The organism is uncultured Nonlabens sp., assembly GCF_947495285.1.
GTDB lineage: Bacteria > Bacteroidota > Bacteroidia > Flavobacteriales > Flavobacteriaceae > Nonlabens.
In genome coordinates this window covers 19280-31569 of sequence record NZ_CANLXZ010000025.1, presented here as the reverse complement: position 1 = coordinate 31569, position 12290 = coordinate 19280, and the positions used below count along the sequence as shown (strand labels likewise).

Genomic DNA, 12290 nt, shown 5'->3' with positions numbered 1-12290 from the left:
TCTTATAATTATTAGGCCATTGGTGTATAGGATCACATTTCATTTATATATGAAAGATCTTCCCATACAGTCTTTATCTTTGCACTCTCGATGGCTGTTCAAATCAATACTTCGCAAATACTTAAACTAGCAATACCAGCTATAATTGCAGGTATAGCAGAGCCTCTTATAAGCATCACTGATCTTGCAATTATCGGTAAGATGGATGGCGATACAACAAATGCACTTGCTGCTATAGGTCTAGTAGGGACATTTTTGAGTGCTATAATCTGGACACTCGCACAGACTAAAACCTCTATTTCTTCTATTGTATCTAATACGTTAGGAGCAAACCAGCTAGAAAAAATTAATGATCTCATACCACAAGTGGTGTGGTTAAATATTATTTTAGGTACTCTTATTTATTTAGTTACTGCTCCTATAGCTAGTTTTATATTTACACTTTATAATGCGCACGGCGAGGTACTTTCTATAGCAGCTAGTTATTACCAAATAAGAGCTATAGGTTACCCTATGACGTTGTGTGCATTTGCAATTTTTGGAATATTTAGAGGGCTTCAAAACACCTCTTGGGCCATGATAGCAAGCCTGTCAGGTGCAGCAGTAAACATAGGTCTAAATGTAATACTGGTTTATGGTATTAAAGGTTTTGTACCTGCTTATGGTATTATGGGGGCCGCATATGCTAGTCTTGCAGCACAGTTAGTCATGGTGTTAATAGCTACCTTCTTTCTGTATAAAAACACCGTTTTCAACATGAAACTGACGCTATGGAAACCTCATGAAAAACTTAAGAAACATATAAGTCTTACTGCAAATTTCTTTTTGCGCACCGTAGCCATAAATGCAGCGATCTACCTTTCTTATCGATTTGCAAATAGTTATGGAGTAGAAGAGGCAGCAGCACACGCTGTTCTTATGAATGTATGGTTGTTTTTCTCATTTCTAGTAGATGGTTTTGCAAATGCTGGTAATGCGATAGGAGGTAAGTTATTTGGATCTAAAGATGTAGCTTCTCTCAAATATCTAGCAAATAAAACCACTCTTTACGGTGTCGTTATGGCGGTAATTCTAGCTGTTATTTGTACTCTGTTGTATCCTTATTTAGGAACACGTTTTACAGACGACGCTGAGGTGCTAGAGAATATAGAAAACTACTTCTGGGTCGTGCTACTCATGCAACCTATAAATGCGGTTGCTTTTGTTTACGACGGTATATTTAAAGGTTGGGGACAGGCTTCCTACCTACGTAATTTATTATGGATTCTTACGGTATTGGTATTTTTACCGGTTCTATTTGTTCTTGACTATTTTAATGATAACCTTTATGCCGTCTGGTTAGCCTTCTTTGCATGGATGGTAGGGCGCGCCTCTGTTTTGTATTTTAAATTTAGATATAAACTGGCTGCTATGGTACTAGAATAGTTTTTAATGAAAGAAAGATGGTGTTAATTCCGCTTTAGCGAAAGCGGATACCACACTATCCTCAAATAAACTTATTATCTTTGTACCTTAATAATAGCATATGCAAGCGTTACGTATAGAGAACAACACGTTCTTAGATATCATAGGATTTTTAGGCGGCTCAGGACTTTTTTTAATATTAGGTTTACTTCTCATTATTGTAGTAATTTATAATAAATACAAGCGTAAAGGATGAGAAAAGTACGTATTACAAAAGAATTTACATTTGAAACTGGTCATGCACTTTATGGGTATGATGGTAAGTGTCGCAATGTACACGGACACAGTTATAAACTAGCCGTTACGGTAATAGGAACACCTATAAATGAGTTAGGGCATGTAAAGCATGGAATGGTGATCGATTTTGGTGATTTGAAAAAAATTATCAAAGAAGAGATCGTAGATCCATTTGATCATGCAACGGTCTTTAATAAAAACACACCGCATGTAGAACTGGCCAAAGAACTCTCTGACCGCGGTCACGATGTAATTCTAGTAGATTATCAACCTACTAGCGAGATGATGATTATAGACTTTGCAGATAAAATTAAAGGACGTTTACCTAGTAATATAACCTTGCATACATTAAGATTAAGAGAAACAGAAACTAGTTATGCAGAGTGGCATGCTGCAGACCAGGTTTAATTATTCAGTGAATAAAGTTTAGAAAGAAAAGAAAGTCCTGGTAACTAATTTTATTAAGCCAGTGATTAATCTATATATTGCAGCGATAGTATTAGGCTTTTTTTCTTCTATATAATTTGCTTCCATAATTCTATTTTTTAAGGTTATGCTAATATGTAATTTTTTCTCCTATTACACTTAAAAAAGTAATAATTATTCGATAAAATACACACTTGATATGTATTGACCACATAGAACCTAAAATAGTTACATTTATAAAATAGGGCTTATCTATATGTTCGCCTTTACGATGTATAGTACTAGTTTAACTTTCTTTTTTTTATAATGAGTCTTCTGTAATCTTTATTTATTCTAGAAAACACTGCTCACTCTCATAAACAGTAACGTCCACTTTTACCAGATCAGGGCTATCAGTAAAATCGCTACATTGATCATAGCATCTCTTTTTTAAAGCATGGATATCTAGAAATTATGTAAATTCACAACCTATCTGGCTGTTGATTTTAAAATTAGTCCTACGTTTCAAATCTGTAGTATATACCACAAAAGAACAGAAAATAAAGATTGCTGTTGCGTTGTTCTACTAGTTTTCTATGAGAGTGGTAACTGTAACACTTTATAAAAAAAAACGAGAATAAAATAAGTCATCATCTTCATTGAAAAGAAAAAAGAGAACTACTATCCACTAAGTCAGAAATTCTTTGTAGTGCCATGGTACATTTATAATTAAAGCTCCGTTTTTAAGATCTTTATCTTTATAAACGTATTTTAAAACAACTGTCTGTCAGGCGATTATGTATTGTATGAACGTGCCCAATTAGGCATCATATTCCTGCTCAAATATTATATAATGCGAGATTTCATCATCTCCATTATAAATAGGAAAGGCATGTTTCACAGACATATAAGGAGTATTATCTTTTCTATAATTGATAACTCTAACCTCGTAGGGAATACCTTCGGCAATGGCGACATCCATTAAAAATATCACGTCTTCACTAGTCTCTTTACCACTGAGAGATCTACACGACACATTAATTAATTCTTCAGAATGATATCCTGTTAGATCAAAAATGTTATTAGAAGCTACTTTTATAATAGATTGGGTATCCATTAATACGATAGCATAACCTTTAAAATGAGTAAATCTATCGATGAAATATTTAAAATGCCAGTTGTGCTTAATAGCTATAGCGTCTAGGCTATCTAGAAGGTCACTATCCATATCCCATAACAAGCGTTTCATAATACTCCATGATAATAATGGAGTACTTTTTAACTCGTTATGTAAAACAGTAAATTGAGAACTTTGTAAATTCATGAAGCGACAAAGCTATAAATTAAGATGCTAAATATCTTAAATAAAAACAATTATATTTTAAAAACCAAAGCCTAATTGTACCTCTACCACATTATCCTCTTCTTGCTCTTCTATTTTTGAGGTATTGAGATTACTCAATGTAATACCTAATAATCGCACACTTTCTCTAAAATTTTCTTGTTCTAATAGATCAACTGCGGTATTTAAAATAGTCTCCTTATCTCTTATGTAATAAGGCAGGGTCTTACTACGTGTTTGAGTTTTAAAATCACGGTATTTGATTTTAAGTGTAATTGTCTTTCCAGCCACATCAGACTTTGCAATACGCTTTTCTATTTCCTCTGCTATTTGAATGAGACGTTCTTTCATAAAAACTTCGCTAGATATGTTTTCAGAAAAAGTACGCTCTGCACCTAGAGATTTTCTTATCCTATCTGCTTTTACAGGGCTTTTATGTATACCGCGTACAATTTTATAATAATGGCCACCACTTTTACCAAAATGTTCTAAAAGAAACTCTAAGGACTTTCTTTTAAGGTCCTTACCGGTAAAAATTCCATGCTGGTACATTTTCTCTGCGGTTACTTTTCCTATTCCGTAAAATTTACGAATGTCTAGCTCTTCTAAAAAGGGAATGATCTCTTCTGGAACAATTGTTTTTTGCCCATTAGGCTTATTATAATCGCTCGCTATTTTTGCAATGAATTTGTTTACCGATATACCTGCACTGGCAGTAATACCAGTAACTTCATAAATGCGTCTTCTTATCTCATAAGCTATAATTGTGGCGCTGGGAAAATTGTATTTATTCTCTGTCACATCTAGATAAGCCTCGTCGAGTGATAGAGGTTCTACTAGGTCTGTATAATCATGAAAAATCTCTCTTATTTGACCGGAGACCTCACGGTACCTATCAAATCTATGCTTTACAAAAATAAGATCTGGGCATAATCTCTTTGCCGTGACACTAGGCATAGCACTGCGCACACCGTATTTACGCGCTTCATAACTAGCTGCAGCCACAACACCGCGATCACTACCACCACCCACAGCAATAGGTTTGCCTCGCAATTCTGGATTATCATGTTGCTCTACAGATGCATAAAACGCATCCATATCTACATGAATAATTTTTCTATCTGCCAGTTCGTGCATGCATCAAAATTACTACCTTTAAAATACATAACCTTAAACATTAACATACTTCACCATGGGATACACAGGCCTCATTATAGGAGCAACAGGATTAACAGGAACCGCGCTAGTATCTCAGCTTTTAGAAAATGAGAACTATGATAGAATAATTACGCTTTCGCGAAAGCGAATTGACAATAACCATCCAAAACATGAAAACCACATCGCACATTTATTTGATCCCCTAACTTATCAAGAGCAATTAAAAGGAGATCATCTCTTTATATGCACAGGCACCACGCAATCGCAAACACCAGATAGAGAAGAATACTACCGTATAGAACACGATTTACCACTACAAGTAGCAAAAGTGGCTTTAAAAAATGGTGTTTCTAAAGTCGTTGCAATATCTGCGCTGGGTGCAAATCCAGATAGCAAGTTGAGGTACAACCGTGGTAAAGGTGAGATGGAGCGAGATCTAGAAGCCCTGGGTTTTAAAGAATCTTATTTTGTACAACCTGCATTAATAGGCGGTAAACGAGATGAAAAAAGACCATTAGAAAGTACTATGAAAAAAATTCAAAAAATCATCGATCCATTACTAGTCGGTTTTCTTAAAAAATACCGCACCATAGAACCAGAAATAATAGCGAGCTCCATGATTTATATGGCTGTAAATGGCTATAATAAAGTAAGAATAGAGAGTGATGAACTTAAAACAGTAGTCAGTCGCAGTGAACAAGTACAATGATTTTTTACACTTATATTTAAAAAAAAATAATTCAGAAATTGTACAAGTAAAAAGGCGTTGGAAAGTCTGTCGTAAAAAATAAAAAGAAAATAGCGTTAAAAATAAAATTTGTTGATCATATGAAAGGTTGAAGTATTTTACTGAGCTTTTTATGTGCACCTCGTGGATGATTAAAAAAATGTTTTAATTTTATTAAGCGCAATGAATGAAATTTTTAGACAGGTGTTCCATAGCCTAGATCTTTTTGGTTACTTTTTGGAGCAATGCAAAAAAGTAACAAATGCTAGTAATCTTTTAAAGAGTTAGATTTTTTGAAAAAACATATATTACAATAACAAAGAGACTATGACCGAAATAGAACGCAAATTTTTACTTAAAAACACCGACTTCTTAAAGGACTTAAAAGGGACTCGCATTACTCAAGGTTATCTTACTACAGATAAAGAACGTACCGTGCGCGTAAGAATAAAAGGAGAAAAAGCCTTTCTAACTATAAAAGGAAAATCTAACGATAGTGGTATGTCTCGTTATGAATGGGAAAAAGAAATTACTCATCAAGAAGCTGAGCAACTTCTGCAGCTATGTTTACCAGGCGCGATTGATAAAACTAGATATGAAATCCCTATAGAAATGCATACTTGGGAAATAGATATCTTTCACGGAGAAAATAACGGACTCTCTCTAGCCGAAATCGAACTGCAATCAGAAAAAGAATCCTTCTCAAAACCAGAATGGATCGATAAAGAAGTGACTGGAGATAAACGTTATTATAATTCTTATATAAGTGAAATGCCTTTTTGTGAGTGGTAGATTTAAGTAGAATAGTGACTATTCAAATACCACATAAATCTTAGTATCATTACCATTTTCATCTACTGCGGTAATTAATCGTTTGCCTTTTTTTCCTTCTATAGCTATTTCATGAAAGTTTTTAGTAGCTCCTAAAAACTCATTATCCATGTACCAGAATACCTCAACATCATTCTTTTTATGAGCAATCTCAAAAATGGCACTATTCACCTGGCCATCTACATTTTTAGTTAGTGTAATGGTAGTATTGTGTTTAGGTTTTATGAAACGCATGACATCTTCACTAGCAGGAATACAGTCCTCGCGGTAATCTGGTAATGTTCTATAACTAGGGTTAGACCTAGCATAATAATAAGACATAACCGGCGGCAGTGAGAACCACGGTTGCGTTACGATTTGTGAAGCAGGTTCACAATCTGCATTTACTTGATAGGTTCTCGTAGCGTCTAGATGTATAGATTTATGGTATGGACATGATTCAAACTTCTCGCCTACAGCCGGAATGTACTGATTGATCGACTCACATAACGGCGTTGCTAGATAACCAGATTGCTCACAAGTTTGCACCTCTATCATGTCATCATAAGGCGGTGCAAACCATTGCTGTGTGGGTAGTCTGTTAAACAGATCAAACAGCACCGGTGCAGCGCTGTCTATTCCAGTCATTTGGGCACGTCCTTCTCCGTCGGCATTACCTGTCCAGACACCTATCACATATTTGGGCGTTACACCTATAGCCCAGGCATCGCGATTACCAAAACTCGTTCCTGTTTTCCATGCAATTTCTCGATCTGGATTAAAAAAGTGCCAGATCTCCTCGCTTTGCGGTCTATTTACCTTTTTCATGGCTTCAAATGTGTGGTAAATGCTTCCTGCACCATAAATAGATGGTTCTAGAGACCAGTTTATTTGCTCTGATATTGATTTTTGTTCCGCTTTCGCGAAAGCGGAATCATGATCTAAATAACTCAATCGATTCATAATCTCAGGATCGTACTGACTGCTGTTTTCTGTGTAGAGTTCTAGAGTTTTGGCCATACTTAAATAAGCACGACTCATGTCCCAAAGACTGCTCTCGCCACCGCCTATAATAAGACTTAATCCATAGGTGCCGGCGCCGCGATTTATGTGGGATAATTTTAATTGCCGCAGTTTATTATAAAATCTGGGCACCGTATGTTCTCGCAGCATAAGTACAGCAGGTACATTTAAAGAACGTGATAATGCTTGTGAGGCTGGTATTGCACCGGTATATCTCTTATCATAATTCTCTGTAGAAAACCCATCGATAATGGTAGGTGTATCTTTTACTAGACTGTGTGGCAACAACTCGCCGTTATCGAGCATGACAGCATATAAAAAAGGTTTTAATACACTACCAGTAGATCGCGGCGCGGTTATAATATCTACGTCTTTACTGTGTTCTCGAGTGGTAGGCGCATTACCTACATAGGCCGCTACGGTTTGTGTTTCTACATCTAGAACCAGCATAGCGAGGTTATTCACGCCATTTTGTTTTAAAATATGATGGTGATTTGTTACAATACGATTTACCGTTTCTTGCATTTCATAATCTATGCTGGTACGCAATTTTTGAGTTCCATATTCTTTATTTGCTCTTTGTAATAAATGTGGTGCAAGTTGTGGTACTCTAAAATCATGAACAGGCACGTTTTCTGAAATAGCGAGTTCATAATCTGTTTCAGAAATGATGTGTTCCTCTTTTAATTTGAGCAATAGGAGATCACGTTTTTTTTTGAGCAGGCTCTCTCTTTTACCAGGATAGACTAATCCTGGCGCATTGGGTAAAACGGCCAGTGTTGCACTCTCTGCCCAACTGAGTTCGTGTGGTTTTCTTCCAAAATAACGCCACGCCGCCATGTCTAGACCGATTACATTACCACCATAAGGTGCATGAGATGCGTAGAGTTCTATAATCTCTTCTTTAGAATGGCGCAATTCTAATCGCGTTGCCCAGATAAGCTCTATAAATTTCTCGTAATATTTGCGTTCTTGTTTACGCGATAATCGTATCACTTGTTGGGTAATCGTACTACCACCTCGGACTACTCTACCTGCCGATATGTTATCGGCCATCGCTTTTGCTATAGAAACTGGATTAAATCCTGGATGGTCATAAAAGTGCGCATCTTCATATTGTAAAAGACTTTGTTTATACCGATAAGGAACGCTATCTACCGCAGGAAATCGCCACTGCTCATCTCTAGCGATGTGTGCGTCTAGCAACCTGCCGTCTTTACTTTCTATTACCGTAGAATAAGGAACATCAAATAATTTATCTGGTAAACACAATGCATACCAAAACAGTAATACCGTCAGTATACTGAGTTTGATTTTATGTTTATAAAGGTATTTTTTCAATGTGGTTTCTAAGGATGCTTTGTTTGTTTAAAACAACTGATTGCAATAATAATTGTCTTTATTGACAACTTCTAGTTTCTGTTACTTTTTTGCATTGCTCCAAAAAGTAACCAAAAAGATCTAGGCTGTGGAACACCTGTCTAAAAATTTCATTCATTGCGCTAAAGAAAAATAAAACTCCTTTGAAATTATAAATTCTTGTGAAATTTAAAAGAATATTTAAAAAGTGTCAACCTCATATAGACATCAACAATTTTTCTTTTTAACGCTACATTCTTTTCATTTTTTACGACAGACTTTCCAATGCCGTTCACATAACAGCAGTGTTTTTTAAGATTAAAGAACGTGAAAATATTTGCTTGGTGTACTTATAAGGGTGGAATTAATTCTACTCTTATGAAAGAGTAGGGTGAATACAAACGTAGAGAGCACATTTAAACAATGCCAACACAAATAGTTGGCATGTCAAATCTTTTAAAATACACACAACTAAAACTTCTTTCCTTAATTTCAAGGAAAGGTTGAGCGGTGCTGGTGTTTTCTGTAAAATATGATTTATAGAAAATTTTCCATATCGCAAACACCCTTTGTCCTGTGTACATTTCCCTCAAGTGAAAATTATAAACCAGAGACAATCTTCTTACCTAAATTCCTACTATTCAATTCAAAAACAGGACTTTCTAACCCAAAACCCTTAGCTGCTTTTTGATAATATTCTTCACGACTTTCATGTGGTTCACTAACCGCATGAATTACAGAAACATTGAGTTCTCCTGTAATCACTTTAAAAATTAAAGAATTGACATGATCTCTAGTTACTAGATTTACTGGCGCCTCAGGATTTTTCACCTCTTTTCTACCTGCGAGATACTTGATAGGATGACGATCTTCTCCTATTAAACCGCATGGTCTTATAATGACAGATTTATCTATCATTTCTTGGACGACCTTCTCTGCAGCGGTAATTTTTATACCATTGTTATCGGTTGCATTAGGTAGAGAATTCTCATCATAAGTAGGTATATTCTCCCGATCTTCAAAGACTGATGTGGACGATATAAAAATGACTTTACCTATTTCATACACTTGTACAAATCTTAAAAACATCTTGATTCTGTAAGCAAAATCACTTTCTGGATTCTTGCGCAATCCTGGTGGTATATCAATTACTAGAATATCTAAATCTTCTAAGAATCCTTGAATATCTCCATAAATTTTATCTTCTTGTAGGTCTACATGAAATGATTCAATTCCTTTTTCTGTAAGTTTTTTAAGCTTTTCAGAGTTTCTGGAAGTTCCGCTTACATTATACTTTTGGCTTTTTAGTTTTAAAGCAAGGTCATAACCTAACCAGCCACAGCCTAGAATTCCTATTGTTTTACCCTGCATTTTCTGACGGTATAGGTATTACTGTAGATTTAGGTACTGTTAATGTGATGGTTCTTTTTCTAAGAACAGCATCGTTAAGAACAAATGGCATAGACATATGATCTAGTGGTCGCTGGCTTACATTAAATTGTTCTTGTTCTAATAAATCAAAAGACGCAGCATAAACAATAATTTCTGGCTCAGTACTAGCATCAAAAGTGAGCTCCATTTCTAACGCAGCATTATCGGTTACATAATAACTTAAGAATCTATTTCCCCATCGATCGCTGAATGGTCGACGGTCATCACCACTTTTTTCAATCTCTAAACCATTCACGGTGGCTTTTTCAAAAGAATATTTAGCCTCTGCAAAGGCCTCATATCTGTGTACAACGCTTTCACTCGTTACTTTAAACTTAACCGTACGCAAATTATTTACGGTAGAGTCTGCCGTGATTTCTAGTTGTATTTCTGGCAAGTTTCTATAATCTGTTTTTGCAGCATAGGAGAATCCTGTTCCATATTTAGAATCGATGGAATTTGCATTTAATTCTTTTGCGCGTTGCGGTTCTGTACCCAGTTTTTCTTTGGTCCAGTCAGAAAGTACCTTATCGTATGTTGCCCATTGCGCCGTATTATCATCTTGATTGTGAACATAGACTAAGCTGGTAGGTTTGGGCTGTGTTTGTGAGAATTCCGCTTTCGCGAAAGCGAAACATAAACAAACAACGGTAGCTATTAATGAGCCAAAAGCAAGCACTCCTTTCTTGCGATAATGTCCTAAAATAGGAATTAATAAACCAAATAAAAGTGCACTTAGAACAGCTGCAACAAATAGAATCCCCATACCCAACGCGACTGGAAATGCTTTAATAAATGGCGTGAAGACAAATATCGCTGGAACTGCTAAGATTAATAACAGTATATAACTAGGTCTTTTTTGGTAAATATTGAGCCATAACATGACTAGTCCTGCGAGTAATGGTACTAGAAAGAAACCTGCACCGCCTAAATACACATTAGGGATAAGACCGCCATCGCCTACAGGAAATGCAATTGCTAGCGAGATAATCCATAGTAATACCAGTGGCGCGACACTTAAACTAGCGATGCGATCGCGATGGTAAAATTTATGATACAAGAAAAATGAAACAGTAGTCGCTGCAAATGCGGCTGTAGCAATCATCCAGTAACCGTTATAGGGGAAAACGGTATTCATGTCTACATAAAACTCATTTGTTTTAACTGCAGCCCAGCCGTAATTACTTAGTAAATAACCGATGATTAAACTACCCAGAAATGGCACAAAACCACCGAAAAGATGTTTTAAAGTAATGCGTCTTTTACGTATTCCATGTACTATTAAAAGTAATAATAGAATACCACTACCTATTATTAAACCAGCTAGCCAGCTGAATGGAAACGTGACCATTTTAATTAATGGTAATGGAAAGTAAACGAGATCTTCTCCTTTATCTACCATAACACGATCTGTCATATCTAGATTACTGAAATGAGATAGTAAAGGCATTACATAAGAACCTTGATGTGCTAGTGTATTGCGGTCTAGCCTTTCATAAGTGTCTAGCTCTGTATGGTAATCAAAATGATCTCCTATAAAAGCAAAATTTAAACCATTAATATCTCTGTCTTCTCTAAAAATGGTAAGATCTGTATCGTTAGGTATCATTTGATAGATGCTGTATGCGAGCGAGTTAGCTACTGGGTAATCGGTGCCTGCAGCCATGAATTCTTCTATAATCTTGCGGTTACCACCATTAGTTTCTACCAGCATATAACTAGGTCCACCACTACCACGCGCTTCAAAGTTGAGTACAAAACCTATATCTTTTGCCCATGGATGTTGATTTACAAAAAGACTTGCTCCATTAAGTCCTAGTTCTTCGCCATCTGTGATACAGATGATAATATCATTTTTAGGTTGCTTATTTTGTGCCAGAAAAGCTCGTACACCTTCTAGAATAGTGGCTACTCCACTACCGGCATCACTCGCACCTTTACTAGAATGTGGATCACTATCATAATGAGTTAGTAAAACCAGTGCTTTGTTATCTGGTTGAGAGCCTTTTAAACGCGCAATGATATTTTCTGGTTGCGACATGTTACCGTTCCAGCTGATATCGTATCCTTTTTGTGTAGTAACCTTAAGGCCTAGTTTTGTAAACTGGTCTTTTATATAATCTCTTACTTCATGATGTGCATTGCTCCCTATATAATGAGGTTTTAAAGAAATCGCTTTTACATGTTCTAGAGCTCTAGCCGTAGACCATTCGGTAGTAGGTAAATTTTCTTCTACCTGTGCAGATGGTGTCTGACTGTGAAAAGCGTACCAAATCATTAGAATAAGAACTAGGAATGATGCGGCAGAGGTGATGTGAGATTTAGGTCTCATGT

10 protein-coding genes are annotated in these 12290 nt (G+C 36.0%); 5 read left to right on the top strand and 5 right to left on the bottom strand.

Annotated elements, in window-relative coordinates; translation table 11 throughout:
- Nucleotides 1–90: 90 nt before the first annotated feature.
- From Q0838_RS10790 to Q0838_RS10780, 3 genes are all read left to right on the top strand, one after another.
- Entirely contained in the window at nucleotides 91–1425 is a 1335-nt protein-coding gene (locus Q0838_RS10790) for an MATE family efflux transporter (protein WP_298954725.1), read from the top strand.
- A gap of 100 nt (nucleotides 1426–1525) precedes the next feature.
- The gene (locus Q0838_RS10785) at nucleotides 1526–1660 is read left to right on the top strand and encodes a hypothetical protein (protein WP_298954722.1); all 135 of its coding nucleotides are present in this window, start codon (nucleotides 1526–1528) and stop codon (nucleotides 1658–1660) included.
- On the top strand, nucleotides 1657–2109 hold the full coding sequence (locus tag Q0838_RS10780; RefSeq protein WP_298954719.1) for a 6-carboxytetrahydropterin synthase: 453 nt from the start codon (nucleotides 1657–1659) through the stop codon (nucleotides 2107–2109). Before Q0838_RS10785 ends, Q0838_RS10780 begins: the two co-directional genes overlap by 4 nt.
- An 817-nt stretch (nucleotides 2110–2926) precedes the next feature.
- On the opposite strand, the gene Q0838_RS10775 is transcribed toward Q0838_RS10780, so the two are convergent.
- Both Q0838_RS10775 and dinB read right to left on the bottom strand, forming a co-directional pair.
- Nucleotides 2927–3430 carry a PAS domain-containing protein gene (locus Q0838_RS10775; protein ID WP_298954717.1) on the bottom strand — a complete coding sequence of 168 codons (504 nt, stop codon included), beginning with the start codon at nucleotides 3428–3430 and terminating at the stop codon, nucleotides 2927–2929.
- 57 nt (nucleotides 3431–3487) lie between these two features.
- A complete protein-coding gene (gene dinB, locus Q0838_RS10770; protein WP_298954714.1) occupies nucleotides 3488–4585 on the bottom strand; it encodes a DNA polymerase IV in 1098 nt (365 codons plus the stop codon).
- A gap of 55 nt (nucleotides 4586–4640) precedes the next feature.
- Here dinB and Q0838_RS10765 point away from each other — a divergent pair, with 55 nt between their 5' ends.
- Nucleotides 4641–5315, top strand: coding sequence for an NAD-dependent epimerase/dehydratase family protein (locus Q0838_RS10765; protein ID WP_298954711.1), 675 nt, complete (start codon nucleotides 4641–4643; stop codon nucleotides 5313–5315).
- Nucleotides 5316–5660: 345 nt separating this feature from the next.
- Nucleotides 5661–6125 carry a CYTH domain-containing protein gene (locus Q0838_RS10760; RefSeq protein WP_298954708.1) on the top strand — a complete coding sequence of 155 codons (465 nt, stop codon included), beginning with the start codon at nucleotides 5661–5663 and terminating at the stop codon, nucleotides 6123–6125.
- An 18-nt stretch (nucleotides 6126–6143) separates the two neighbouring features.
- Here Q0838_RS10760 and pbpC read toward each other — a convergent pair whose 3' ends face one another.
- The 3 genes from pbpC to Q0838_RS10745 all read right to left on the bottom strand — a co-directional run bounded on the left by pbpC (nucleotide 6144) and on the right by Q0838_RS10745 (nucleotide 12288).
- Nucleotides 6144–8507: a penicillin-binding protein 1C gene (pbpC, locus tag Q0838_RS10755; RefSeq protein WP_298954705.1), complete on the bottom strand. Its 2364-nt coding sequence runs from the start codon at nucleotides 8505–8507 to the stop codon at nucleotides 6144–6146.
- Nucleotides 8508–9125: 618 nt separating this feature from the next.
- A complete protein-coding gene (locus tag Q0838_RS10750) occupies nucleotides 9126–9896 on the bottom strand; it encodes an NAD(P)H-binding protein (RefSeq protein WP_298954702.1) in 771 nt (256 codons plus the stop codon).
- Nucleotides 9886–12288, bottom strand: coding sequence for a M28 family peptidase (locus tag Q0838_RS10745; protein ID WP_298954700.1), 2403 nt, complete (start codon nucleotides 12286–12288; stop codon nucleotides 9886–9888). The genes Q0838_RS10750 and Q0838_RS10745 overlap by 11 nt, the downstream gene beginning before the upstream one ends.
- Nucleotides 12289–12290 lie beyond the last annotated feature (2 nt).

Bases quoted from the DNA above. Each gene is read 5' to 3' on its own strand.
- Q0838_RS10790 (WP_298954725.1), top strand. From the start codon at position 91: ATGGCTGTTCAAATCAATACTTCGCAAATACTTAAACTAGCAATACCA.
- Q0838_RS10785 (WP_298954722.1), top strand. From the start codon at position 1,526: ATGCAAGCGTTACGTATAGAGAACAACACGTTCTTAGATATCATAGGA.
- Q0838_RS10780 (WP_298954719.1), top strand. From the start codon at position 1,657: ATGAGAAAAGTACGTATTACAAAAGAATTTACATTTGAAACTGGTCAT.
- Q0838_RS10775 (WP_298954717.1), bottom strand. From the start codon at position 3,430: ATGAATTTACAAAGTTCTCAATTTACTGTTTTACATAACGAGTTAAAA.
- dinB (WP_298954714.1), bottom strand. From the start codon at position 4,585: ATGCACGAACTGGCAGATAGAAAAATTATTCATGTAGATATGGATGCG.
- Q0838_RS10765 (WP_298954711.1), top strand. From the start codon at position 4,641: ATGGGATACACAGGCCTCATTATAGGAGCAACAGGATTAACAGGAACC.
- Q0838_RS10760 (WP_298954708.1), top strand. From the start codon at position 5,661: ATGACCGAAATAGAACGCAAATTTTTACTTAAAAACACCGACTTCTTA.
- Q0838_RS10750 (WP_298954702.1), bottom strand. From the start codon at position 9,896: ATGCAGGGTAAAACAATAGGAATTCTAGGCTGTGGCTGGTTAGGTTAT.
- Q0838_RS10745 (WP_298954700.1), bottom strand. From the start codon at position 12,288: ATGAGACCTAAATCTCACATCACCTCTGCCGCATCATTCCTAGTTCTT.